This is a genomic window from Chryseobacterium takakiae (assembly GCF_900129385.1).
Taxonomy (GTDB): Bacteria; Bacteroidota; Bacteroidia; order Flavobacteriales; family Weeksellaceae; genus Chryseobacterium; species Chryseobacterium takakiae.
In genome coordinates this window covers 68447-93404 of sequence record NZ_FQVO01000001.1, presented here as the reverse complement: position 1 = coordinate 93404, position 24958 = coordinate 68447, and the positions used below count along the sequence as shown (strand labels likewise).

Annotated in this window: 21 protein-coding genes; 12 read left to right on the top strand and 9 right to left on the bottom strand. The window is 36.3% G+C overall.

Translation table 11 applies throughout. The features are described from left to right. Window positions 1–157: 157 nt before the first annotated feature. Window positions 158–562, bottom strand: coding sequence for an RNA recognition motif domain-containing protein (locus tag BUA76_RS00440; RefSeq protein ID WP_072882544.1), 405 nt, complete (start codon window positions 560–562; stop codon window positions 158–160). A gap of 386 nt (window positions 563–948) precedes the next feature. Here BUA76_RS00440 and BUA76_RS00435 point away from each other — a divergent pair, with 386 nt between their 5' ends. The 9 genes from BUA76_RS00435 to pdeM all read left to right on the top strand — a co-directional run bounded on the left by BUA76_RS00435 (window position 949) and on the right by pdeM (window position 11458). Then, window positions 949–1350: an acyl-CoA thioesterase gene (locus BUA76_RS00435; protein WP_072882541.1), complete on the top strand. Its 402-nt coding sequence runs from the start codon at window positions 949–951 to the stop codon at window positions 1348–1350. Beyond that, window positions 1347–1907, top strand: a complete 561-nt coding sequence (locus BUA76_RS00430) for a helix-turn-helix domain-containing protein (RefSeq protein WP_072882539.1) — start codon at window positions 1347–1349, stop codon at window positions 1905–1907. Before BUA76_RS00435 ends, BUA76_RS00430 begins: the two co-directional genes overlap by 4 nt. Before the next feature lie 220 nt (window positions 1908–2127). Next, window positions 2128–4971 carry a heavy metal translocating P-type ATPase gene (locus tag BUA76_RS00425; RefSeq protein WP_072882536.1) on the top strand — a complete coding sequence of 948 codons (2844 nt, stop codon included), beginning with the start codon at window positions 2128–2130 and terminating at the stop codon, window positions 4969–4971. 66 nt (window positions 4972–5037) lie between these two features. Continuing rightward, a complete protein-coding gene (locus BUA76_RS00420; protein ID WP_072882534.1) occupies window positions 5038–5766 on the top strand; it encodes a DUF72 domain-containing protein in 729 nt (242 codons plus the stop codon). Window positions 5767–5894: 128 nt separating this feature from the next. Continuing rightward, complete coding sequence (locus BUA76_RS00415; RefSeq protein ID WP_072882532.1) at window positions 5895–6761, top strand: polysaccharide deacetylase family protein; 867 nt, start codon at window positions 5895–5897, stop codon at window positions 6759–6761. Window positions 6762–7232: 471 nt separating this feature from the next. Continuing rightward, window positions 7233–7892, top strand: a complete 660-nt coding sequence (locus tag BUA76_RS00410; protein ID WP_072882531.1) for a YggS family pyridoxal phosphate-dependent enzyme — start codon at window positions 7233–7235, stop codon at window positions 7890–7892. 56 nt (window positions 7893–7948) lie between these two features. Beyond that, a complete protein-coding gene (locus BUA76_RS00405; RefSeq protein WP_072882530.1) occupies window positions 7949–9133 on the top strand; it encodes a sigma-54-dependent transcriptional regulator in 1185 nt (394 codons plus the stop codon). A gap of 90 nt (window positions 9134–9223) precedes the next feature. After that, complete coding sequence (locus tag BUA76_RS00400) at window positions 9224–10609, top strand: MATE family efflux transporter (protein ID WP_072882529.1); 1386 nt, start codon at window positions 9224–9226, stop codon at window positions 10607–10609. 204 nt (window positions 10610–10813) lie between these two features. Further along, a complete protein-coding gene (gene pdeM, locus BUA76_RS00395) occupies window positions 10814–11458 on the top strand; it encodes a ligase-associated DNA damage response endonuclease PdeM (RefSeq protein ID WP_072882528.1) in 645 nt (214 codons plus the stop codon). Between the two features lie 3 nt (window positions 11459–11461). On the opposite strand, the gene BUA76_RS00390 is transcribed toward pdeM, so the two are convergent. The 4 genes from BUA76_RS00390 to BUA76_RS00375 all read right to left on the bottom strand — a co-directional run bounded on the left by BUA76_RS00390 (window position 11462) and on the right by BUA76_RS00375 (window position 14655). Next, entirely contained in the window at window positions 11462–11983 is a 522-nt protein-coding gene (locus tag BUA76_RS00390; RefSeq protein ID WP_072882527.1) for a GNAT family N-acetyltransferase, read from the bottom strand. Window positions 11984–12139: 156 nt separating this feature from the next. Then, complete coding sequence (locus tag BUA76_RS00385) at window positions 12140–12724, bottom strand: 5'-methylthioadenosine/S-adenosylhomocysteine nucleosidase family protein (protein ID WP_072882526.1); 585 nt, start codon at window positions 12722–12724, stop codon at window positions 12140–12142. Window positions 12725–12748: 24 nt separating this feature from the next. Next, window positions 12749–13447: a DsbA family oxidoreductase gene (locus BUA76_RS00380; protein ID WP_072882525.1), complete on the bottom strand. Its 699-nt coding sequence runs from the start codon at window positions 13445–13447 to the stop codon at window positions 12749–12751. 29 nt (window positions 13448–13476) lie between these two features. Then, the gene (locus BUA76_RS00375) at window positions 13477–14655 is read right to left on the bottom strand and encodes an MFS transporter (protein ID WP_072882523.1); all 1179 of its coding nucleotides are present in this window, start codon (window positions 14653–14655) and stop codon (window positions 13477–13479) included. A 145-nt stretch (window positions 14656–14800) separates the two neighbouring features. Here BUA76_RS00375 and BUA76_RS00370 point away from each other — a divergent pair, with 145 nt between their 5' ends. Further along, entirely contained in the window at window positions 14801–15532 is a 732-nt protein-coding gene (locus BUA76_RS00370) for an MBL fold metallo-hydrolase (protein WP_072883346.1), read from the top strand. A gap of 15 nt (window positions 15533–15547) precedes the next feature. Here BUA76_RS00370 and BUA76_RS00365 read toward each other — a convergent pair whose 3' ends face one another. From BUA76_RS00365 to BUA76_RS00350, 4 genes are all read right to left on the bottom strand, one after another. Then, window positions 15548–15889 (bottom strand): helix-turn-helix transcriptional regulator, encoded by a 342-nt coding sequence (locus BUA76_RS00365; RefSeq protein WP_072882520.1) that lies wholly within the window; start codon window positions 15887–15889, stop codon window positions 15548–15550. 828 nt (window positions 15890–16717) lie between these two features. Beyond that, window positions 16718–17167 (bottom strand): DUF1697 domain-containing protein, encoded by a 450-nt coding sequence (locus BUA76_RS00360; RefSeq protein WP_228408432.1) that lies wholly within the window; start codon window positions 17165–17167, stop codon window positions 16718–16720. 38 nt (window positions 17168–17205) lie between these two features. Then, window positions 17206–18693: an LTA synthase family protein gene (locus BUA76_RS00355; RefSeq protein ID WP_072882518.1), complete on the bottom strand. Its 1488-nt coding sequence runs from the start codon at window positions 18691–18693 to the stop codon at window positions 17206–17208. Window positions 18694–18781: 88 nt separating this feature from the next. Continuing rightward, window positions 18782–22267 carry a glycosyltransferase family 117 protein gene (locus BUA76_RS00350; protein WP_072882516.1) on the bottom strand — a complete coding sequence of 1162 codons (3486 nt, stop codon included), beginning with the start codon at window positions 22265–22267 and terminating at the stop codon, window positions 18782–18784. A 222-nt stretch (window positions 22268–22489) separates the two neighbouring features. Here BUA76_RS00350 and BUA76_RS00345 point away from each other — a divergent pair, with 222 nt between their 5' ends. Both BUA76_RS00345 and BUA76_RS00340 read left to right on the top strand, forming a co-directional pair. Beyond that, on the top strand, window positions 22490–23527 hold the full coding sequence (locus BUA76_RS00345) for a PLP-dependent cysteine synthase family protein (RefSeq protein ID WP_072882513.1): 1038 nt from the start codon (window positions 22490–22492) through the stop codon (window positions 23525–23527). A gap of 74 nt (window positions 23528–23601) precedes the next feature. Continuing rightward, window positions 23602–24873, top strand: coding sequence for an aminotransferase class I/II-fold pyridoxal phosphate-dependent enzyme (locus tag BUA76_RS00340; RefSeq protein ID WP_178337295.1), 1272 nt, complete (start codon window positions 23602–23604; stop codon window positions 24871–24873). Window positions 24874–24958 lie beyond the last annotated feature (85 nt).

Here is a 24958-nt window from a genome sequence, read left to right as displayed (position 1 = left end):
TTAATTTTATTATGTTAACTTACAAATAATCTACTATTTAACCAAATAAAATCATAAAAATTGAGAAAAAACTTAATATCGTTACATGATTGATACTATAATTATAGTACAATAATTGCATAAAAAAAGCGGCTCTTTTCAGAGCCGCTTATATTATTTACCAACGTTTTCCACCGCCGTTACCGCCACGGTCTCCACCGCCGTAACCGCCACCGCTTCTGTTGTTACCTCCGTAACCTCCACTTCTGTTACCACCTCCGTAACTTCCGCCGCCTCTGTTACCTCCGCCTGCGTTGTTACTGAAAGTTCTTCTTGGCTTTTCCTCTCTTGGTTTAGCCTCTGAAACATTAAGTGTTTTTCCGTTGAATTCTTTCTGATTAAGAGCCTCAACAGCCTGCTGACCTTCAGCGTCTTCCATTTCGATGAAACCGAAACCTCTTGAACGGCCAGTTTCTTTGTCTGTAATGATTTTTACTGAAGAAACTTCTCCAAATTCTGAGAATAAATCTTGCAACTCGTAGTCTTTCGTTGCGTAGTTGATGTTTGAAACAAAAATGTTCATCTGAGTTAAAAAATTAAAAATGTTAAAAATGATTTGGTTTATAAAAGAAAAACAACATAAAGAATGAACAAATATTGATTCCAGATATAAGACAGGTGCAATATACAACTTATAATTTCATATCAAAAGCTTTTTTGAAAAAATATTATTAAAATTTTCAATCAAAATAAACCTTTCTTAAAAAGTATTAATTTATCGTCAAATATTTATGAATATTTATTAAAATAGTAATTATTAACAAAGCTCCAATCAATAATTTAAATTAAATTCCTTCGTATTTCCACGATTATTGGTAACATAAATCATTTTCTTTCAGGCATTCAATACAAATCTGTTGGACAATGCCTATTTTAAACACTAAATTTGCATAGGAAATACTGAAAATTATGAATTATCATACCAGAAAATGGGTAAAACCCGAAGACCTTAACCCTAATCAGTCTTTATTCGGTGGGAGATTATTGCAGTGGATTGATGAGGAGGCTGCATTGTATGCAGTAATTCAGCTTGAAAATAAAAAAGTAGTTACCAAATTTATCTCAGAAATTAATTTTGTAAGTTCTGCGAAACAGGGAGACATTATTGAAATCGGAATTGAAGTTTCGGCTTTCGGCTCTACTTCACTTACATTAAGATGCGACGTAAGAAATAAAATGACCCATCAGACCATCATTACTGTGGATAAAATTGTCATGGTAAATCTTGATGAAAATGGAAATCCTGCACCACACGGTAAAACTAAAGTAGAGTTTGTAAAAGACAGGCTGAACAAGCAAAACCCGACATGAAAATCTACATAAAAAATATGGTGTGCGAAAGATGCATTACTGCGGTTTCCAATATTTTTAATGATATGAATATTAATGTCAAAAACATCAGCCTTGGCGAAGCAGAAACAACATCCGAAATTTCGGAAAAAAAACTTTTGCAGCTGGAAAAACTTCTTGAAGAAACAGGTTTTGAAAGAATAAAGAATTCTTCCCGCCAGCTCATCGAAAAAATCAAAAACCTCATCATTACAAAAATCAGCCAACTGGATATTGATGAGGATTTTCTTCTTTCTGAGTTTCTGAGCAATACAATTCATAAAGATTACAGCACGCTCTCCAAAACGTTTTCCCAAAACGAAAATATTACCCTGGAACAGTTTTTTATCCTTCAAAAAATTGAAAAAGTAAAGGAGCTTCTTCTTTACAATGAATTTACCTTAACGGAAATTGCAGGAAAACTTGGCTATAAGAGCGTTCAGCACTTATCTTCCCAATTCCGGAACAGCACCGGTTTTAGCCCTACAGAATTTAAAAAACTGAAAGTCCACAACCGAAAACCGCTGGATCAGGTTTAAAAAGTCTGAGAGTTTGAGGGTTTGAGGGTTTGAGAGTCTGGGTGTTTGAGCATATCTACTTAATGGCAACATTGACATATTTACTCAAAACTTGTATAACAATTACAATATTACAACTCTATAACTCTCCAACATAAACAAAATTCTGTAAACATTATCCTTAAATCTATAACAGTCTTCCGGTACAATTTTGGAAATTTGTATGATAAAATAAAGAATCATGCAATATCAATATACAATTTTAGGAATGACCTGCTCCGGCTGTCAGAAAAAAATTTCTGAAAAGCTCAATAGCCTCGAAGGGATCAAAGCAGATGTCAATCTTGAAAATAATACCGCAACCATTTTTTCCGATAAGCAAGTTGATTTAAATACTTTAAATGAGGCCCTTAAAGAAGCCGGAAATTACAGGCTTGAACACCCAGGCGAACCTGACAAGACTTTTGTAAAACCTCAGGATCGAGTTTCTCCATCATCGGTATATTATTGCCCAATGGAATGTGAAGGTGAAAAAGTGTATTTCCAACAGGGAAAAAGATGCCCGGTATGCAATATGTACCTTGTTCCTGTTGAAGAGAAATTAGCCAAAGATCCTAATTATAAGCCTGCTTATTCTTCTTCAAATCTTCCTGATAATTTTAAAGATCATATTGGTGAATATTACTGTCCCATGTTTTGCGAAGGCAATAAAATTTATCCTGAACAAGGAGACTGCCCTGTCTGCAATATGCATCTGGAAGAAATTACTGAAGAGCTGGTTCAAAATTCAGGAATACAAAATCATCATCATTCACACCTGCATGATCATCATCATGAGCCGCCAAAAATAACCGATGCCATGGCCGGAAAGTATTACTGTCCGATGTTTTGTGAAGGTGACAAAGTCTACGATTCTAATGTAGGCTGCCCTGTTTGCGGAATGGATTTGGTGAAATACCCCGAAAAAAAGACCTTAAAATACACCTGTCCCATGCATCCGGAAATCATTCGGGATGAGCCGGGAGACTGCCCGATCTGCGGAATGGATCTGGTAAAAATTCCCGAAAAGGAAGATGACAGCGAAGATGAAACCTACAAAATTTTAAAGAAAAAATTTATTATTTCTTTAGCATTTACAGTCCCGGTTTTTATTTTATCGATGGGAGGAATGCTGATTGACTTTCCGTTTTCTCACCAGTTACAGGGAATTATTGAATTGATTTTAACACTTCCTGTGATCTTTTACTCCGGATGGTTCCTGATGAAAAGAGGCTGGGTTTCATTCAAAACATGGAACCTGAATATGTTCAGCCTGATTGCACTCGGTGTTGCGGCGGCTTTTATTTTTAGTGTAACAGCACTGATTTTCCCTCAGATCATCCCTCACGAAATCCGCGGAGAACATCATGAAACACCTCTTTATTTTGAAGCAGTGTGTGTAATTTTAACACTGGTTATTTTAGGACAGTTAATGGAAGCGGCAGCGCACAGGAAAACCGGAAATGCCATCCGGGAATTGATGAACCTTTCTCCCGACGAAGCCAATATTATCATTAATGGAGAGGAAAAAAGAATATTGCTATCACAGGTTAAAATCGGTGACCTTTTAAAAGTAAAGCCGGGCGAAAAAATACCCGTTGACGGAAAAATTACGGAAGGAAGTTCCAGTGTTGATGAAAGTATGATCACCGGAGAGTCGGTTCCTGTAGAAAAAAATGTTAATGATAAAGTTTCATCAGGGACCATCAACGGAAATAAGGTTTTTATAATGAAAGCTGAAAAAGTAGGCGAAGATACGTTGCTTTCACACATTATAAGGATGGTTAATGAAGCCAGCAGAAGCAAAGCCCCTATCCAGAAGCTTACTGATCGGGTTTCAAAAATATTTGTACCGGCGGTTATCCTGGCTGCTGTTATCACATTTATTCTGTGGCAGCTTTTCGGACCCGAAGGAAAGAGAAGTCTTTTCGCTTTTGTAAATGCCGTTGCTGTTTTAATTGTTGCCTGTCCGTGTGCTTTAGGCCTTGCTACACCAATGTCTCTTATGGTGGGAATCGGGAAAGGTGCCCGAAACGGAGTTTTAATAAAAAACGCCGAAGCGCTTGAACAGATGAACAAGGTAAATGTTCTAATTACCGACAAAACAGGAACTTTAACCGAAGGAAAACCATCTGCTGAGCATATTGAAGCTATTGACGGCGATAAAAATTCAATCCTGAAATTAGCGTATTCTTTAAATCAAAATTCGGAACATCCTTTGTCCAATGCCGTTATAACAAAAGCAAGAGAAGAAAACATTACCCCTGAAAAAGTTGAAAACTTTGAAAATATCTCTGGTAAAGGAGTAAAAGGAATAATTGACGGAAAGACAGTTTATGTAGGAAACGAGAATTTACTTACCGAATATCATATTTCGATTCCTGAAAATTTGAAACAAAAAGCAGCCGAAGTACAATCGAAAGCACATACCATTTCTTATGTAGCAGAAAATGAAAAGGTATTAGGATTCATCAGTTTTACCGATAAAATAAAAGAAAATGCTAAAAATGCGATTCAGCAACTGGTAAACGAAGGTATTGAGGTAATGATGCTGACCGGAGATAACGAAAACACTGCAAAAGCTGTTGCTGACGAACTCGGAATTAAACATTTCAAAGCCAACTGCCATCCTGAAGATAAGCTGAGCGAAGTAAAAAGACTCCAGCAACAGGGGAAAATCGTGGCCATGACCGGTGATGGGATTAACGACTCCCCTGCCCTCGCTCAGGCCAATGTTGGTATTGCAATGGGAACAGGAACCGACATTGCTATGGAGAGCGCCGAAATCACCTTATTGAAAGGGGATATCTCTGGTGTCGCAAAATCAAGAATTCTAAGCGAAAAACTTCTGAAAAACATCAAAGAAAACCTGTTTTTTGCCTTTATCTATAATGTTTTGGGAGTTCCGGTTGCGGCAGGATTATTGTATCCGTTTTTTGGGATATTATTATCACCAATGATTGCAGCGGCGGCAATGAGTATAAGCTCACTTTCTGTTATTTTAAATTCGCTTCGATTAAATTCGGTTGATTTAAATAGTAAATAAATTTTTAATCTTAATTTAAAATAATCCGCACCATCTGCTAAATCTGCGAGAGAAAATATAAAAAACATGAAAAAAGAAAATCTACATATCGGCTGCTCAGGTTTTTACAATAATGACTGGAAAGGATCACTATATCCGGAAGATGCAAAAAGTAAAGATTTTCTTACTTTATATTCTCAGAAATTCAACTGTGTAGAAATCAATTCCACTTTTTACAGGAAGCCTACTGCAAAAACATTGATCAAGTGGACGGAAGAAACTCCTGATGACTTCAGATTTTTCATCAAAATTCCGAAAACCGTTTCTCATGAAAAAAGAATGAAAGGCTGCAAAGAGGAAATCAGCGATTTTTGTAATCATATTCAATCTCATCTGAAAGAAAAACTGTCCGGTTTCCTGTACCAATTTCCACCGTCTTTTAAATACACTCCGGAGAATGTAGAGACAATTCTGCAAAATATTGACTTTAACTATTTAAATGTTATTGAATTCCGACATGATTCCTGGTGGAATGAACAAGTTTTCAATCTGCTCAAAGAAAATAATATTGTCGTTTCAGGCGTAAGCTTTCCCGGAAATCTTCCGGAAGATGTTATCATCAATCATCCGGATATTCTTTACTATCGGCTTCATGGAAAACCGATACTCTACAAATCTGAATACAGTGAAGAATTTTTAAATGATTTAGCTAAAAAAATTAAAAAATCTTCTCATACAGCTTTTATATTTTTCAACAATACATGGGGAACTTCAGCTGTTAAAAACGGACTAATTTTGAAAAATATTCTTAAATAAATTGTTGGTAACAATATTTATTAAAATAAAATTAAAAAGCAAATTCCCTACATAAAAAGGCATAATTCTTGTTAAGAAATATTTGGAATTTTTAACAATTTTTAACAAACTAAACTCCATTTAATTTTATGACAAAAACTTTTGCAGAAAAGTCTTTAAACAGGGCTTTTCTCGGGATGCTTGCATTGGTGAGTGCAACTTCAATTCTAAGTAACAGCTGTAATCAGAAAAAAGACAAAAAAGAATCAGAAAAAATGATTCATAATGACCATCCCGTCGCAAAGATTGTCCCCAAAATTCATGATAAACATGTTCCGGCAGATAAAAGAGTCATTTATCTTACTTTCGATGACGGCCCCAACCGCGGAACAGAAAACCTTCTTAAAATTCTACACAAAAGAAATGTCTGCGCCACTGCTTTTCTCGTTGGAAAACATGCCTACGGAAGCAAAAAACAACAGGAAGACCTTCAGCTGTTGCGAAAAGACAGGCTGATAGAACTGGCAAATCACAGTTTTACCCATGCTCATAACAAGTACACCGATTTTTACAAAAACCCAATTGCAGTTGTGCATGATTTTGATACCGCGAAAGACAGTCTCAAACTTTATGACAAAATTGCCAGAACCCCCGGAAGAAATATCTGGAGGCTGAACAATATTACCGTTACCGACCTGAAGAGTTCTACAGAAGCTGCCAACAGTCTGAAAAAAGCAGGATATAAAGTTATCGGATGGGACCTGGAATGGAAACCTACCAATAAAATGGCCTTAAAAGGAAATCACGAAGCCATGCTGAAAAGAGTGGACAGCATTTTCTTCAATGATCTTGAAAAAACTTCCAGACACCTGGTATTTCTTACGCATGACCAATATTTAACGGACGCAGATTCCATTAATGAGCTTGATCTTTTTATTGAAAAACTTCAGAAAAGCAACCGTTTTGTTTTCAGAAAAATCTCGGAATATCCGGGAATTAATGAAATCCTGAACTGAAATATTCTTTAAATTTTATTTGATTTTTATTTACCACAAAAGGCGCAAAAGATTAAGAGCCTATTTAAATTTTTTATTGCACTTTAACATTAAGGAATTAAGCACCTTAGCGTAAAAAACTTAATAAAATTAATTTATTGATTCCTTAACTTAAATAAAGTCTAACTCTCTAAAATCCTTAATGTTAATCAAAGAATAAACAAAGTTTATTTAATTCAGAAAATTAAGAAAAAACTTATAAAAAATTTATTTAGTAAAATTTAAACAGGCTCTAAAAATATATTTAAAGTTGTTTATTAATAATATTGATAATAAGATCTCATAAGTTTTTAAAAGTCTTTGATTTTTATTTTTTGTTTTCTTTTATTTATCTAAAAATAATTTCAAACTAATCTTTTGTATCATTTGTGGTTAAATTAAAATTGATAAGATCTGATTACATTTTGATTTAAAATTCAGAAATTTGCAGGTATGAGTATTCAGGAAAATTATAACGCAATAAAAAGCAGTCTTCCTCAACACGTAGAATTGGTGGCAGTGTCAAAAACCCACCCGGTTTCTGTGATTCAGGAAGTCTATGACCTTGGACAAAGAGTTTTCGGGGAAAATAAAGTACAGGAACTCACGGAAAAATATCCGCTGCTTCCAAAAGATATTAAATGGCATCTGATAGGACATCTCCAGACCAATAAAGTAAAATATATTGCTGAATTTATTGATACCATCCAGAGTGTGGATTCGGAGAAACTGATTCGTGAAATCAATAAGGAAGCAGGAAAGCACAATCGTAAAATAAAAGTGTTGCTCCAGGTAAAAATTGCAGAAGAAGAAACCAAGTTTGGGCTTGAAGCTGAAGAAGCAAAAGGCCTGTATGAAAAATACCTCAGCAGTGAGTTTCCCAATATCCTCATCAACGGCTTAATGGGAATGGCTACTTTTACAGACGATAAAAACCAGGTAAAAAAGGAATTTTTAAACCTAAAAAGACTTTTTGACGAATTAAATAAACTTCATCCTTTGGAAACATTATCGATGGGAATGAGTGATGACTTCCCCATCGCCATTGAATGCGGAGCCAATTCGGTGCGCGTAGGATCGGCTATTTTCGGGAGAAGAGATTATTCAAAATAGTGTATTAGGTATAGTTTTTGCTAATAATTCAATCAAAAAAATCTAAATTTGCAACTATGCAAAAAATCCTTATTGTAGAAGACGAAAAAGCAATCTCCGGAGTACTCCAAAGTATTCTTTCCGATGAACTTACTGACTATGAATTTGTAATTGCCGAAGACGGCCTTGAAGGTTATAAACAGGTAGAAAAAGAAGATTTCGCACTGGTGATTTCCGATATTAAAATGCCTAAACTTTCAGGAACTGAGCTTTTGAAACAGAGTTTAGCCCTAAAGCCGGAATCCACTTTCATTATGATCTCAGGACACGCAGACATTGATTCTGCCGTTTCCTGCCTTAAAGACGGTGCTTACGATTTCATTTCCAAACCTATCGACATCAACAGACTGATTACCAGCGTAAAAAATGCGTTAGCTAAAGAGAGCCTGAAGAAAGAAAATAAAAATCTTCAGACCGAAAATAAAACGCTTAAAAGAAAGGTAAACAAGAAATATCAGATGATCGGTGAATCAGCAGGTTTAAAGAAGATTCAGGACATGATTGAGAAAGTGGCCGCTTCTGACGCAAGGGTTTTAATTACAGGACCGAACGGAGCCGGAAAAGAGCTTGTTGCCCACGCAATTCACAATCAGAGTGACAGAGCCAGAGGGCCGATGGTAGAAGTAAACTGTGCCGCGATTCCTTCCGAATTGATTGAATCTGAATTATTCGGTCACGTGAAAGGTTCTTTTACGGGAGCGATCAAAGATAAGCAGGGAAAATTCGAGCAGGCCAACGGCGGAACTATTTTCCTTGATGAAATTGGTGATATGAGCCTTATTGCCCAGGCAAAAGTTCTCAGAGCATTGCAGGAAAGCAAAGTATCTCCTGTAGGAAGCGATAAAGAAATAAAAGTTGACGTAAGAGTTCTTGCCGCTACCAATAAAAATATGCAGAAGGAAATTGAAGCCGGAAGATTCCGTGAAGACCTTTACCACAGACTTTCTGTTATCGAAATTTATGTACCGCCATTGGATGAAAGAAAAGAAGACATCAAATCGCTGGTTGAGCATTTCGCAGGAATAATCTCTGATGAGCATGGAACTGCTCCGAAGAAATTTGATGATAAAGCTATCGAAGCTTTAAAAGCACTTTCTTGGACAGGTAATATCAGAGAGCTTAGAAACGTAGTGGAAAGGCTGATCATACTTGGAGGAAACACTGTTTCTGCCGACGACGTTGCAAGTTTTGTAAGGAAATAATGTAAGTATTACTTCAGATAAATTATGAAAATTGCAGTATCTCTTGTTACTGCAATTTTTTTTGATTAAAACTATGAACCTTAAACTATTATGAACTTTTTAAATAAGAACTATACAAAAGAATGCTTGACACTGGCCCTTCCGGTCATGCTGACCCAGGTTGGCCAGGTTTCGGTAAATCTTTTTGACAATATTATCGTAGGAAAACTGCTGGGAGCCGATGCGCTGGCTTCGGTTTCATTGGGAAATGCCGTTTTTTTCTCCATGTTTGTGCTGGCGTTGGGATTTTCCTTCGCTATTCCACCGCTTGTTTCGGAAGCACATTCTAAGCACGATCACACTACCATCAATTCAGTCTTCAGTCATGGTTTTGTAATCAATATGACGGTAGGAATTATTTTAATGGGAATTCTTCTTTTAGGAATGCCTTTGCTGTACCATTCCGGACAGCCGGAGAAAATCATTCCGGATACGGTTGATTTCCTTACGATTATGGCCATCAGCATTGTTCCGTTTATGGCTTTTCAGACCCTTCGGGAAGTTTCGGAAGGGTTATCCTATACAATTGGTGTAACCAAAGCCACAATTATCGCCAATGTCATCAATATTGTCTTAAATTATGTCTTTATCAAAGGACTTTTCGGACTTCCGCCGATGGGTGTGAAAGGTTCTGCACTGGCCAGTCTTATCGCCAGGATATTTATGGTGGTGTTCCTGTATTTTGTGCTTTTAAATCAGGAAAAAACCAAACGTTACATCAAAGATTTTACTTTAAAAATTGAAGTTTTTTCTAAAAAGATGTTTGATAAAATGGTGAGACTGGGTCTGCCGACCGCACTACAAATGTTTTTTGAGGTTACTGCCTTCGCTGCAGCTGCCTTTATCTGCGGATTGATTTCTGCACATGATATTGCTTCCCACCAGATCGCTTTAAGCATGGCATCATTTACATTCAATTTATGTATTGGCTTCAGTGTTGCTTCTACGGTAATGATCGGAAGAAAGCTGGGTGAACAAAACTTTACGGAACTAAGAAAAGTAGGAATCAACAACCTTAAGATCGCTTTTATTTTTATGGCCATCTGCGGATTCGTTTTTATTTTAGGAAGAAACATACTGCCTACTTTTTTCACCAAAAAAGAAGAAGTTGAAGTGATTGCGCTGGCTGCCAAACTCATGATTATTGCAGCGTTATTCCAGCTTTCAGACGGAATTCAGGTGACAGCATTAGGAACCCTGAGAGGAATGCAGGATGTGAAAATCCCTTCCATTTATACGTTTATTGCCTATTGGATCATTACAATTCCTTTAGGATATTTTCTGTGTGTGACTTTAGAAATGGGCGCTTTCGGAATGTGGATTGCACTTGGGCTCGGATTGACCATCTCCGCAGTGTTCCTGGTGAAAAGATTTCTTAATTTGTCCGCAAAAAGAATTAAGAGTAATATGAAAAGTGAATTGAAAAGTAATACATAACCAATAAAGTTTATTCAACCACAAAAGAGACAAAAATTTAGAGGCTTATTTACGGAAAATAAAATTCTAAAATGAGCAGACAATTGACAATGAACACCGCTCCGTAGGAGCGGAATCTGTGTAGAAAAATACATTGATTCAAGAACAGAACTCCGTAGGAGTTCAATCTATATTTTAATAACTTAAGAAGTATTCCTGAAAAGAATGAACGTACAGACTAAAAAGATAAAAATCCGACATGAAACATTTACGTTAACCAACCAGAGGGCTTTATTCTGGGAAGAGCAGAAAGCCCTTATCCTATCGGATTTGCATATTGGAAAAACCGCCCATTTCCGGAAAAACGGAATTGCTCTGGCCAATCAGATTATGAAAAATGACCTGGAACGGCTTTCGATTCTTATTGAATATTTTAAGCCTGAAAAGTTTATGGTCGTTGGAGATCTTCTGCATGCCGGTGATAATTCGGATGTTGATGAATTCTGCAGCTGGAGAAACCGGTACAGCGATCTTGAATTCCATCTTATTGAAGGTAACCACGACAGAATTTCCAAAAAGCTTGAATCTAAATTATGCTTGAACTTTAAAGCTGAACTGCTGGAAATTGAAGATTTTATGCTGATTCATGATTTTGAAAAGAAACACCAGAAATTTCAGATTACCGGACATATTCATCCGGGATTCGTCATCAATTCCGCTGTAAAAAAAATAAAGCTTCCCTGTTTTGTCGTAACGGAAAACCAGCTTCTGTTGCCCGCATTCAGCGAGTTTACCGGGCTTGATACCAAAAATCTCCCTAAAAAAGGAAGATTTTATGTATTTACCGATGCGGAAATTTATGAGATTTAATTTTTATTCCAGCACTTTTTTCATCATCAGATCAGTCTGCTCATCACTTCCTAAGCGGAAAATATGTTGATCAAATTCTGTAAATCCGTTTTTACTGTAAAAGCTCACCGCTCTTTTATTTTCTTCCCATACGCCGAGCCAGATGTATTTCTTTTGTTGCCGAAGAGCAATTTCCAGTGCTTTATCGTAGAGAAGCTGCCCTACTTTCTTGCCGTAATGGGAGCTTTTCACATAAATCCTTTCAATTTCCAAAGCAGTCTCATCCTGAAGTTCGGTCTGCGCTTTTCCGGAATTTACTTTGAGATATCCTATAGGATTTTCTTTTTCCCAAGCTATGAAAAACTGAGAATCCGGAGTATTAAGTTCTTTCAATAATTTTTCTGAAGAGAAACTTTCAGTAAGATACTTCTGTATTTCATCTTCGGAATTGTATTTTGCAAAGGTTTCGTAAAAAGTTTCCTTTCCAATCTGCTGCAGAGTTTCGAGATCTCCCGCAGAAGCTTTTTTAAGAACTATTGATGTCATACTATTACTATCAGTACATTTTAAATTTATAACACAAAGCTAAACAAAGAAAAATAAAAACTGTATTCTTATCTTAAGAGAAACAAAGGCGTTACAGTTAACAATGATACTATATATGAGTTTACTTTTAATAGTAAGAATTAAAGGACTTATACTTTATTTTAAAAATAAAATTTTATTAAATGCTTCCGAAGCAAGATGTACCTGTACTGTCCAGTCGTCTGCAGCCTCGCTTCCTGCATCATCGGAAATGTATTTCAGGCAAAGAAACGGAATGTTTTCTTTCATGGCTATCAACGCCAGCGGATACGCTTCCATATCAACAACATTATAGTCAGTTTCGGAATGATTCATTTCAAAGCTGTCCCCGCTGCCGCAAATTCCTTCAGGAAGACCGTTTCTTTTTAATCCATATTCAAGAACAGGCGGAATACCGGACAATGGTGTTTCATATAAACTGAAGCCGAGCCCTCTTACATCCATGTCCCGCTGGATAAATTTGGTACAGCAAACTACTTCTCCTTTATGAAAACTCTTACTTCCGGCAGAACCCAGATTTATAATTAACTTTGGTCTTCTCCGATGAATTTCTTTCGTCAGCTCCATCGCAGCATTCACTTTTCCGATGCCTGTGATCAGTTTATTTTTATCATTAAAGTTTTTTCCTGCTTCAGAATCCAAGGCAAACACGAAAAGCGTTTCTTCTAACGGAAAGCTGTAATTTTCATTTACTGTGATCATACAATGATTTTATTTGAATATTATTTAAATGCTGCAGCCGTCTGTTCCACAGGAATTATCATCTCCAGAAATATTTTTCAGCGGAGAAACCGTTTCTTCGTAGGTCTGCTGAAGGGCATTGGCAAAAAAATCAACAGGCTGCGCTCCGGAAACGGCATATTTTCCGTTCAGAATGAAAAAAGGAACTCCTGAAATCCCGTGACTTTTTGCTTCTGAAAAATCTTGCTTTACCTCATCATCAAATTCTTCTGATGTTAAAATCTTTCGGGCTTCTTCTGTATTTATTCCCAGAGATGCGGCAATATCAACAAGCGTATTGAGATCTCCCACATTTTTTCCTTCAATGAAATGTGCAATAAAGAGAGCCTCTTCCATTTCATTGTCTTTTTTATATTTCTTTGCTAAATGTAATAATTTGTGCGCTGAAAAAGTATTGGTAATGATTGCTTTGTCAAAATTAAAGCTGATTCCTGCCGTATTTCCCATCTGTGAAACCTGTTCTACCATCTGCTTCGCCTGAGCTTCGGGAACTCCTTTTTTCTCTTTGAAATATTCGAAGGTTTTTTTGGTTTCTTCAGGATTCAACGTCGGATCAAGCTGAAAGCTTTTCCATTTTACTTCTATTTCATCTTTGAAAGGCAGTTTTTCAAGCGCTTTCTCAAAATTATTTTTACCGATATAGCAAAACGGACACATAACGTCCGACCAGATTTCTACTTTCATCGTATTTATATTTAGCTAAATTATACTTTTCATTTATTTTTTCGGCTGAAAAGAAGGTGGGTCGTTAAAGCCAGGATTCCCATCGATACTCCTACAAAACAGACACCACCCCATTGGTAATACTGCCACGCAATGGAAGCAAGCCATGTTCCCAGAGAACCTCCTATAAAATAAGACACCATATAAACGGTATTCAGTCTGTTTACAGCGGTAGATTTTATAAGGAAGAAATCGGTCTGATTCATGATGTGGGCAGACTGAACCCCCAAATCTATCAGAACTACTCCAACAATCAGTCCCCAATACGTTTCACCCGCAAAATAGGTGAACCCCCAACTGATCAGCAATACGGATAAAGCATAAATGATGATTCTGTTTAAATCAAATATTTTTTGCAGTTTTCCAACCCTTGCTGCAGCTAAAGCCCCGGCCGCTCCGGCGAGACCAAAACTTCCTACTACTGATGAACCGGCATTAAACGGCGGTTTTTCCATGTGGAAAACCAAAGTTGTAAACAGTGCACAGAGAGAACCGAAAGCCATTGCACCACGGAATGAAGCGAGCCTTAAAACAGGTTGTGTTTTAGCAAGATGAAATACCGATTTCATCAACTCTCCATAGGTTCCCTTAAAATTAGGGGGAAGTGCGGGAAGCATGGTATATACAGCAATCCAAACGATAATCATCATTCCTGATGCTATTCCGAACATAGTTCTCCAACCCCAGATTTCTCCTACGATCCCTCCGATGAAACGGGATAAAAGTATTCCCAGCAAGAGCCCGGACATGACCAATCCGATATTGGAAGACTTTTCTTTATCCGTTGAAAGTTCTGCTGCGATGGGTATAAAAAGCTGAGGAATTACAGAAGTTACTCCAATGAGCAGACTGGCAATATACAGCATCCATAATTCGTTTGCAAAAGTTATCCATACTAATGAAAGAAATACCAGCAAAAGATCAACAAGAATAAGCTTTTTACGGAATAATTTATCTCCAAGCGGAACAATCAGTAAAAGCCCGGCTGCATATCCCAGCTGGGTAAGTACGGAAATTTTTCCTGCTGCTGCTTCGGATACCTGCAGATCTTCGGAAATCAATGAAAGCAAAGGTTGGTTATAATATATATTTGCTACAACAAGCCCCGAAATGATGGTCATGAGCCAGATCACAGTACGTGAGATCCCACTGGTAGAATTCAACTGCATAGATTTTGTTTAAGTATGTGCGAAATTGCCGGAACAAAAATACTTATTTTATGATAAACACTATTTAAACTTTTATCGCTTTTAGCGATGATTTTAATTGATGAAAAAGGTTTTCAAAATCAGAATTTATGAAGAAATTTGCACCATGAAAATTATACCGCTGAAAGAAGGCAACTTTTCTACGAACAAAACAAAAGATTTTACGCTCTTAACAGGGGAAAATAACGCTACGGTAAAAGGAATAAAAATGTCTATCACTCCTTTTCTCATCATTACGGAAAAAGATATTATAATGCTGGATGCAGGAATCGGGTGGAAAAATGAATCAGGAAAAACGGTTATCTCTGAAATTCTTGCAAGGGAAAATATTAAACCTGAAAGTGTGACCAAAGTCCTGCTTTCTCATCTCCATAAAGATCATATCGAAACAACCATTGTCCGTACGGAAAACGGTTTTGAGGCAACTTTTCCCAATGCTGACATTTATATCCAGAAACGTGAACTGGAATATGCAATGCAGAACAAAAACAGCCATTCTTTCGATTTTGATACACTGGAAAAGCTGATCAGCCTGGATCAAATAGTGTGGATGGATGAAGACAGCGGATCCATTACGGATGAAATTTATTTTGAGGTTGCCGGCGGACATACTCCTTTCATGCAGGTTTTCTGGATAAAGGATGGTAAAGAAACGGTCTTTTACGGAGCTGATGATCTTCCGCAAGAATCCTACCTGAAATATCATCTTGCTTATAAAAGTGATTTTGATGGAAGAAAGGCAATGGAGTTAAGATTAAAATGGCAAAAAGAAGCAACTGAAAATCACTGGAAGATTCTGTTGTATCATGACCTGGACAAAGCAATTCTGCAGTTTTAAAAATAAAAAAATGGTTTAAAGTTCATTAAACCATTTATAAATATCAATATTAGAGGCAATATTCAATTTTTTTCTCAATCTGTTTTTCCTGTTTTGAATGGCTTTAGGAGTAACAAAAGTATAGGTTGCAATCTCCTTTGTTGTTAAATTGAGCTTTAAATAAATACAGAAAATAAGTTCAGAATTTTTTAAATTGGGCTGAATACCAGACAATTTCTTAAAAAAGTCCGGATCCACTAATCTGAATTTGCTCAACAGACGTGGAGAATTTTCTTTTGCTAATGCCAAAATTTCATCCTGCACAAAAATCTTTTGGTTTAAATCTTCTAAATTGAATTCAGTCTTTTCGTTTTTCATAATGTTTTCTCATCTCTACTAATTCCTGTTGTAAGCTCCAGCATTAATACTTTAACAAAACTTTTCTGAGAGTATCAACTCCTTTTTTTAAGTTTCTATTTTTATGCTTGATATTTTATCATTTTGAAAATTGGCCTGCCTTAGTAGTAATTACGTTTTTTCTGCTTTTTGCATTTAATTTTAAAATATTATCGCAAAAAATGCGATTATATATTAGGTAAAGACAAAGAAAGAAAAAATGATTAAAATTTTCCTGAATTAAAATACCACATACATACCACGCCAGTTTCTTTAATGCTGCCTTTATCCTTTACATCAGGTCGTTTAAAATATTTCAATAATCTGAGAACAAAACTAAAGTATTCTGAAATTGTTTTTTATGATTGTAATCAATAGAGATAAAAAATGTGAATTATTTTTGTTATGATCTACATAAATCATTAATTTATAATAAGAAGCAGATCGTATTTATGGTATTACTATATTATAGTAGCAATTATTTTATTTTGTAATATTCTCTGGTATGAAACAATTATTTTTCAGAGGGAGCATATCATAGAAATAATTTGTACAACTGAAATAGTTGTAAGAATTAACAGATTTTAATTTATGAAAGAGAGAATACCTCAATTTTCAAATCAGTGAATAATCATTTATAAATTTGAATTTTTGATAATGTGTGTATAAAGAATTTAAGATCCAATCCGGTACACTGATTAAAAAATGTTTTCAACATTTTCCAAATTACATTTTGCTGAATGCTTTTAAAATCTTTTCAAATGTATTGATATTTCTACTGGTCAATTGATCTTTAAGACTTTTCTTTCCTCAAATTTTACCAAATGTAGAATCAAGTGTATTGCCTTTCGGTACCTGCCAATAAAAAATACGATCAATAATTTTAGCTTCTTCATGAGTTGTCTTTGCAGCGGATTCAAATTCTTTCATCAGGATATTCTCCACTCCGTCATTTCCTATGAAAGTATAACAATGCAGGTTTTCATCTTTTTTAAAAGGATTCCCGTTCCAGAAGCTTTCAATCTCGGGTTGCGATTTTATAAATAAAAAAGCTTCATACGAAAAATGGCCAGACATTGCTTTTTCAAGAATATTTTTTAATTCTGCCGGATCTTTTTCCGATGCAAAAAGGATGTTTCCGGAAGCAAGTACGGAGCTCACATGCTCTACTCCTGCCCCTCTGAACACCTCACATACTTCGGCCATTTTCATATTGGTACCCTTTACATTCACTCCCCGCAGAAATGCACAGTATTTCATTTTTTAATTTAAATTATGATGTTGAAAATCTTTCTAAATTAATCAATTCTTTCGTATAAATTGTAATCTGATCCGGAAGGTTTTAAAATGTAAATTTTCTGCAAAATAAAATGATCACTTTTCAAATGATCTTTTACACGGAATTCTTTGATCAGTTTGTAGTGAAGTTTTATATATTCTGCATTTTCAGACGTCAATAAATCATCATACGAAAGCAGGTATTTAGGCTTTCTGTCCTTTATCGTGTTGATCCAAAATTTTTTTTTGTCTTTCCTGATTTCATCCTGAACATTTTTATCAACCAACCCCACTTCATCTATTGTTTTCAGCCCTGAAAAATAAGGAACATATCCTGCCGGCTCAAGAAAAATCCATTGGCTTTTATCTTTTTCATAAGAATTTAAAAAAAGTCCTATTGTACGTCTGTAGTTCCATTCACCATTTCCGGTTGCGATGGCATGAACTGTCTGGAAAACCAGCATGGGAATACTGTAAAATACAATTAATAAGGCCAGCCAGAGGTTTCTTTTTTCTTTCTGTTCGAGAACAAAAAGTAAGACAGGGACAAAAAGCAGAATCTGGGGTATCCAGTAATACCAATCGAACATACTTTTCTGAGAAAGGAAAATCAGCTGTTTTATCCATCCGAAAATGAAAATGACCCACAAGAAAAAGTTTCTTTTATCTTTTTGCCTGATTAAATAAATAAAACAAAGCCATTCAAACATCAGCAATACAATTGTGAACGGATTAAAATCTCCCGGAAGCTTGAGCATTCCCCAGAAATTTCCAAAATTCTGTATAAAATGATCCAGGTTTTGATGGAATGTGTAATATTTGTCATAGGCCAGTTTCTTGGCGACAATGGTATTATTAACAATTTCACCGAAATACAGCCAGTTGAAGGCCAACAAACCGGCCGTCCCCAAAATTCCGCCAAGAATATAAAACCACCGTATTTTTTTATTCCACAAAAGATCGATAACAAAGACAATTCCCAGAAAAATTACCGTATCAATTCTTGTAAAAATAATTAAAACTGGCAATATGATCTGAGCCCATTTTTTACTTTTACCAAAACCATAATACAAAAGCATCATTTCAAGAAAGAAGAGAATGCCATATTCCATTCCGAGGATCGAAATTTTTATAGCGGGGGGCAAAATTCCTATTAAAAAAATAAATAGCGCTTTATGCCAGGTATTTTTCAGCAACAAATGAGAAAGAAAAAGGGTGCCGGTAGTAAAGAGTATCGAATTGAAAATCAGCAGCGGCTCAATAAAATTTTCCTTCCCGAAAATCAGGTTAAAAACATAAGAGACAAAAACATATAAATGTGTTGTGGAGGCTGAAATTTTATCATTCCCGTTAAAACCGATCACTCCATAATCCAGGAGATTCTGAGCAACCCTCCATGTAATGAATGCATCTTCCTGAATGTAGTGTGTTAATAAAAATAATAATTTTACAAGTACTGTAAAAAATACCGCATAGACCGGGATTTTATGATTCCTTATTTCTGTCATTGTGTTTCTTTGTTAGGACAAATATACTGTTTTTAATTATTCGATTCCCAACAAAAAAAAACGGAACCGAAGTTCCGTTTTAGATATATTATTGTGTTGCTTTTATTATTGCATTGGTAATCTGCGTTTCCTTTTCTTTCGAATAGGTAGAGTCAAAAGGTTCCATAATATCAAATAAATATTGGTAGAATGGGGTAATCTTCTGTACCTGCTCAGATTCATTCATTGCTTTTTCCTTGCCCATTTCTTTAAGATTTTCAACGAAGGTATTGAATTTCTTATCGATCGGTTCAATGGATTTTACGAGATAATCATATGCTTTTTCTTTCTGTCCGAGTCTGGTGTAAGCATCCGTAACCGCTGAAATCACTAATGAATATTCCATCGGTTTTGTTCTGATCTGTCTTTTTAAATAGTTCTGGTCCGACTTACTAAGGCTCATATAATAATCATATTCTTCAAAAACACCTTTTTTCAGTACTTCTGCCAACTTCAATCCTTTACTTTCCTGACCCGAAACAATATATCCATACACCAATGAACTCAATGAACGAGGATCATTATACTTTTCTGCAGGAATTTCCCTTGATGCCAGGTCAAGAAGTTCAATTGCTTTTCCTTTTTGCCCCATTGTAGCCAAAGCTGCTGCTGCTCTGCTTGCAGAAGATCTGTAGCTGATGATGTTGGAAGTAGCCGTCTCATCGAAATGCGTATTCAGGTCTTTAAAATTGCCCCATCTGAAGTTTTTAACAACATTGTATAAAGAATTTGCATCTACTCTTCCCAATTCTCCGTCCGGAGTCTGAGGAGTGTGGATAGGAATCAGCCTGTAGCTAAATCCATCGAATTGAAGATATTCATCCAGATAGAAAACATTCTCACTGTCGTAGATTCCTCCTGAAGAGAAGCTGATCGGTCTTTTCCAGTCGAAATTCGCAAGAATATCAAGCATAATCAGATTATTTTTATACAATGTATTAGCCTTGTATGTAATCATGATCTGATTTACCGTGTTTGGAAGATCAGCGGCATTGATGATTCCTGAATTTACCGCATTAATCTTATTTACAGGAAGAATGAATTTATTAACCGGTAAAATATTGTATTTTTCATACTTTTCCTCTCCGAAATACATTTTAAGAAGCTCGTTTTTCGCAGGAGATGAATGTTTAAGAAAATTCAGCGCTTCTTTCATCGTCATAGAATCCTGAACAAGATATTTTCTGAATTCCGCAAACTCCGTTTCAGGGGCTCCCTGCTCTTTCAGCATTGAGAAAACACCTTCCCAATCTTGTTTTTTCATCATATAGATCTGATCATTAGTTCCGTCTCTGTAATCATCATGCGTTAAAATCCCCGGAACAGCCGCCGCATTATAGGTTCTTCTTTTAATCTGATCAATATTCCATGGAGTGGAAGCAAGGGTAAAGTTGACCACCTTTACATCGTCCCTGAACTGCTCCGTTTCCTGGATCGCCCATACCGGATAGGTATCATTATCACCATACACGAATAAAATATCATTCTTGGGTAATGATTTTAATACTGAGTATCCGTAATCATATGAGGTATAACGGTTGTGCCTGTTATGTACATTGTAATTCTGGAAGCCCATCATGAAAGGTACTCCTAATAAAACTACACCAACAACAATATTAGCCGCATTAGATTTAACTTTAGACTGCAGGAACCACAGAATGGCGGCTGCCCCTAATCCGATCCAGATGGCAAAAACATAGAATGAACCTACCATCGCATAATCTCTTTCTCTTGGTTCAAATGGCTTTACACCGGTATAGAAAATGATTCCCACACTCATTAATACAAAAATTGAAAGCATAGCATAGAATCTTCCGAAATCTTTATTCAATTGGAAAAAGAATCCGATAAGCCCTAACAGCAACGGTAAAAAGAAGAACTTCACCGTACTTTCGTTTTTGAATTTCGCAGGCATTTTATCCTGATTTCCTACGATAGAATCATCGATAAAAGAAATTCCGGAGATCCAGTTCCCGCGGGTGCTTTCCATGTTTCCTTCAAGGTCATTCTGACGCCCCACGAAGTTCCACATCAGGTATCGTACAAAGTAATATCCGTTCTGGAAAGTAATAAAATAATCCAAATTCTGTCCTAAAGAAGGTCTCTGAACATTGATAAGATCATACGGTCTTACCTTTAAATAATCGGAAGCAGTAATTGTTTTATCTTCGTATTTTTTTCTGAGTTCATCAAAAATCTGTTTTGCTTCAGGGCTGTCTGCAACATCTTCGTTGCCATAATTAAAGCTAAAGTCTGGTGCACCGTACATAGAAATGTAGTTGGCCATGACATCTTTATCTTCATTAAACATTCTCGGCATAAAACCGACATGCGCTTTATTGAATACATAATTGAATCGGTCTCCGGTCTTTCTGTAAGTACCGGTTTTCTCATCCTTTTCATAGATCTCACCCGTTTTTTGTGTCTTGAAACTTCCGTCTTCATTTTTTTCAATTCCTTTAGCATCAAGATAAGCTGTGTAGTTTTGACCGTAAATCGTTGGCCAGTCACCATATTGTTCTCTGTTGTAGTAATCCAGCATCCCGATGGCATTGTCCGGATCATTAAGGTTCATCGGCGGATTGGCATTTGCCCTGATAGGAATTACCATCCAGCATGAAAAACCAATCATCATAAATACCACAGATAAAGCGATGGTCTGAAACACATTTCGCTTCATCTTTCTTGTATAGGAAATCAGGAAATAGCAGATCGCAATCATCAGGATAAATGCTGCAATCGTTCCTGAGTGGAACGGAAGCCCTAATCCGTTAACAAAGAAAATTTCAAGTTTTCCGAACATCGTCATGATGAAAGGGAAAATTCCTTTAAAAACAATAGCCAGAATGATTAAGGTAATTACATTGGCCCAGATAAAATTTTTCCAGGTAAAAGTATATTTTCTAGCATAATATATAAAGCATACTGCAGGAATCGCAAGCATACACATCATATGTACCCCCACAGAAAGTCCCAGAATAAAAAAGATGAGGATAATCCATCGTTCATTGTCCGGAAGCTGGTACTCATTTTCCCATTTGGTAATCAACCAGACTAAAAGAGCAATAAACATAGATGCCATAGAATATACTTCGCCTTCTACAGCAGAAAACCAGAAGGTATCTGAAAAAGTAAAACATAAAGCTCCTACAATTCCTGCGAAAAGAATGGAAATCTCCTGGTGTTTTGTAATTTCGTCAAAATCCTTATTTAAAAGTCTTCTCACCAAATGGGTGATGGTCCAGAATAAAAACAGAATCGTAAACGCGCTGAACAATGCGGACATCGCATTGATTACGATAGAATAATTTTCGCCATTTCCCAACGCAAACATGGCTGCTACAGCACCCACAATCTGGAATAATGCCGCTCCGGGAGCATGCGTTACTTCAAGTTTTACCGCCGAGGAAATATACTCGCCACAATCCCAAAAACTGAAATTCGGTTCTATGGTGGACAAGTATGTAATAAATGCAATGACGAAAACTACCCATCCGAGAACGGTGTTCCATCGCCTGAAAGTCCAATTTTTCATAGTATTAAATCAATTACGCGAAAATAAGGCTTTTCTATGATTTAAGGCGGTTTTTAACAAAATTTAAAGAATTTGGCTCGTTTTTTGAAAAGTTTACCTGTTGAATAGTAATATAAAATTTTTTTTATCTATTTTAGAGGTTAGAAATCAAAACAAAAGTTTAGAAATAAATTTATTTTTTTGTATTTTTGCCGACAGATTTTTATTGAAAAATAACAAATAATGAGTAATGTTTACGATAATATACTTGGCCTAATAGGAAATACTCCTATGGTGAAGATTAACACTGTGACGAAAGAAATTCCTGCAACTGTTTATGCCAAGTTAGAATCATATAATCCTGGACATTCCACAAAAGATCGAATCGCACTTCATATTATAGAAAACGCTGAAAAAAAAGGTTTATTAAGAGAAGATTCCGTAGTGGTAGAAACTACATCTGGAAATACAGGATTCTCAATTGCTATGGTTTGTATTATTAAAGGATATAAATGTATTCTTGCGGTAAGTGATAAAACCAAGCCTGAGAAAATTGCCTATCTGAAGGCATTGGGAGCTACCGTTTATATTTGTCCGGCCAACGTACCGGCAGATGATCCTAGATCCTATTATGAAGTTGCCAAAAGAATAGCTTCAGAAACGCCCAATTCAGTATACATCAATCAATACTTCAATGAACTGAATATTGACGCACATTATCAGACTACCGGGCCTGAAATCTGGGAACAGACACAAGGTAAAGTTACTCACCTTTTTGCGTGCACGGGAACCGGCGGAACTTTGTCCGGATCAGCAAAATTTTTAAAAGAAAAAAATCCGGATATCAAAATCATTGGTGTTGATGCAGACGGATCTATTTTAAAAAGCTATCATGAAACTGGAGAAATTCATAAAGAAGACGTGCATCCTTACCAGATTGAAGGAATGGGAAAAAATTTAATTCCTTCTGCCCTTCTTTTCGATAAAGTAGATGAATTTGTGAGGGTAAACGACGAAATGTCAGCGTACAGAACCCGTGAAATCGCTTTAAAGGAAGCCATTATGGGAGGGTATACTACAGGAGCGGTTACACAGGCGTTGATACAATACGCTCAATCCCACAAATTTTCAGAAAACGATATGGTTGTTTTGATTTATCCTGATCACGGTTCCAGATATATTACCAAAGTATACAGTGATAAATGGATGGCGGAACAGGGTTTTGTAAACAACTGCGTTCACAACTACGATGAAGTTTTTAAAACTGAATTTATTAAATAAGAATAAAAAAGTTATACAAATCAAGCCTTTTTGTAACCAAAAAAGGCTTTTTTACTTAAAATATTAATAAAATGTTGGATATTTTTGACAGAATAAAAGAAAATCCAGGACCTCTTGGACAATTTGCAGATTATGGTGAAGGGTATTTTATTTTCCCGAGATTAGAAGGACCTATTGGCCCAAGAATGAGATTTCAGGGAAGAGAAGTTATTTTCTGGAGTGCTAACGACTATCTTGGAATGTGTAACCACCCTGAAGTGTTAGAAGCTGATGCGAAAGCAGCTGCAGAATTCGGGATGTTCTACCCAATGGGTGCAAGAGCAATGTCCGGAGAAACGGAGCAACACCTGCAATTGGAAAGAGAGCTGGCCGATTTTGTACAAAAAGAATCTGCCTATTTATTAAACTTCGGATACCAGGGAATGGTTTCTACCATTGATGCTTTGGTTGGAAGAAATGACGTAATCGTTTATGATGTTGATTCTCACGCATGTATCGTTGACGGGGTAAGACTTCATTCAGGAAAAAGATTTACTTACAGACACAATGATATTGCAAGTCTTGAAAAAAATCTTGAAAGAGCCACTAAAGTAGCACAAGAAACCGGAGGAGGAATTTTAGTGATTACAGAGGGTGTTTTTGGGATGAGAGGACAGCAGGGAAAACTGAAAGAAATCTGTGAATTAAAATCCAAATACAAATTCAGACTGTTGGTAGATGATGCACACGGGTTCGGAACGCTGGGTGAAACCGGAGCCGGGGCTGGTGAAGAGCAGGGATGTCAGGATCAGATCGATGTATACTTCTCCACTTTTGCAAAATCTATGGCCGGGTTCGGAGCGTTTATCGCCGGTGATAAAGAAATTATAAGATACCTGAAATTCAATTTAAGATCGCAGATTTTTGCTAAATCTTTAACAATGCCAATGGTAATCGGAGGTTTAAAAAGACTGGAACTGTTAAGAACAAGGCCTGAAATTAAAGCGAAGCTTTGGGAAAATACACATAAACTTCAGAACGGTCTAAAGGAAAGAGGTTTTAATATCGGTGACACCAACACTTGTGTGACTCCGGTAATGATGCAGGGAACTCCGGTAGAAGCTACACTCTTAGTGAAAGACTTGAGAGAGAACTACGGAATCTTCACATCTGTAGTAGTTTATCCTGTAATACCTAAAGGAATGATTCTACTAAGATTAATTCCTACAGCATCACACACCGATTCTGAAATTAATGAAACGCTGGCAGCTTTTGAAGCGATCCATGACAAACTTGTTGGCGGTCATTATAAAGATCAGGAGCAAAAACTGCTGGCTGAACAAGGTTTAAGTTTTAAAGAAATTTAAAAATAATACAATTAAAACCACTGAATGATCAGTGGTTTTTTTGAAATTATATATTCCGAAACCTTACCTTTGTAAAAATTTTACT

Coding starts and splice junctions, on each gene's coding strand:
- BUA76_RS00440 (WP_072882544.1), bottom strand. CDS start 562: ATGAACATTTTTGTTTCAAACATCAACTACGCAACGAAAGACTACGAG.
- BUA76_RS00435 (WP_072882541.1), top strand. CDS start 949: ATGAATTATCATACCAGAAAATGGGTAAAACCCGAAGACCTTAACCCT.
- BUA76_RS00430 (WP_072882539.1), top strand. CDS start 1,347: ATGAAAATCTACATAAAAAATATGGTGTGCGAAAGATGCATTACTGCG.
- BUA76_RS00425 (WP_072882536.1), top strand. CDS start 2,128: ATGCAATATCAATATACAATTTTAGGAATGACCTGCTCCGGCTGTCAG.
- BUA76_RS00420 (WP_072882534.1), top strand. CDS start 5,038: ATGAAAAAAGAAAATCTACATATCGGCTGCTCAGGTTTTTACAATAAT.
- BUA76_RS00415 (WP_072882532.1), top strand. CDS start 5,895: ATGACAAAAACTTTTGCAGAAAAGTCTTTAAACAGGGCTTTTCTCGGG.
- BUA76_RS00410 (WP_072882531.1), top strand. CDS start 7,233: ATGAGTATTCAGGAAAATTATAACGCAATAAAAAGCAGTCTTCCTCAA.
- BUA76_RS00405 (WP_072882530.1), top strand. CDS start 7,949: ATGCAAAAAATCCTTATTGTAGAAGACGAAAAAGCAATCTCCGGAGTA.
- BUA76_RS00400 (WP_072882529.1), top strand. CDS start 9,224: ATGAACTTTTTAAATAAGAACTATACAAAAGAATGCTTGACACTGGCC.
- pdeM (WP_072882528.1), top strand. CDS start 10,814: ATGAACGTACAGACTAAAAAGATAAAAATCCGACATGAAACATTTACG.
- BUA76_RS00390 (WP_072882527.1), bottom strand. CDS start 11,983: ATGACATCAATAGTTCTTAAAAAAGCTTCTGCGGGAGATCTCGAAACT.
- BUA76_RS00385 (WP_072882526.1), bottom strand. CDS start 12,724: ATGATCACAGTAAATGAAAATTACAGCTTTCCGTTAGAAGAAACGCTT.
- BUA76_RS00380 (WP_072882525.1), bottom strand. CDS start 13,447: ATGAAAGTAGAAATCTGGTCGGACGTTATGTGTCCGTTTTGCTATATC.
- BUA76_RS00375 (WP_072882523.1), bottom strand. CDS start 14,655: ATGCAGTTGAATTCTACCAGTGGGATCTCACGTACTGTGATCTGGCTC.
- BUA76_RS00370 (WP_072883346.1), top strand. CDS start 14,801: ATGAAAATTATACCGCTGAAAGAAGGCAACTTTTCTACGAACAAAACA.
- BUA76_RS00365 (WP_072882520.1), bottom strand. CDS start 15,889: ATGAAAAACGAAAAGACTGAATTCAATTTAGAAGATTTAAACCAAAAG.
- BUA76_RS00360 (WP_228408432.1), bottom strand. CDS start 17,167: ATGAAATACTGTGCATTTCTGCGGGGAGTGAATGTAAAGGGTACCAAT.
- BUA76_RS00355 (WP_072882518.1), bottom strand. CDS start 18,693: ATGACAGAAATAAGGAATCATAAAATCCCGGTCTATGCGGTATTTTTT.
- BUA76_RS00350 (WP_072882516.1), bottom strand. CDS start 22,267: ATGAAAAATTGGACTTTCAGGCGATGGAACACCGTTCTCGGATGGGTA.
- BUA76_RS00345 (WP_072882513.1), top strand. CDS start 22,490: ATGAGTAATGTTTACGATAATATACTTGGCCTAATAGGAAATACTCCT.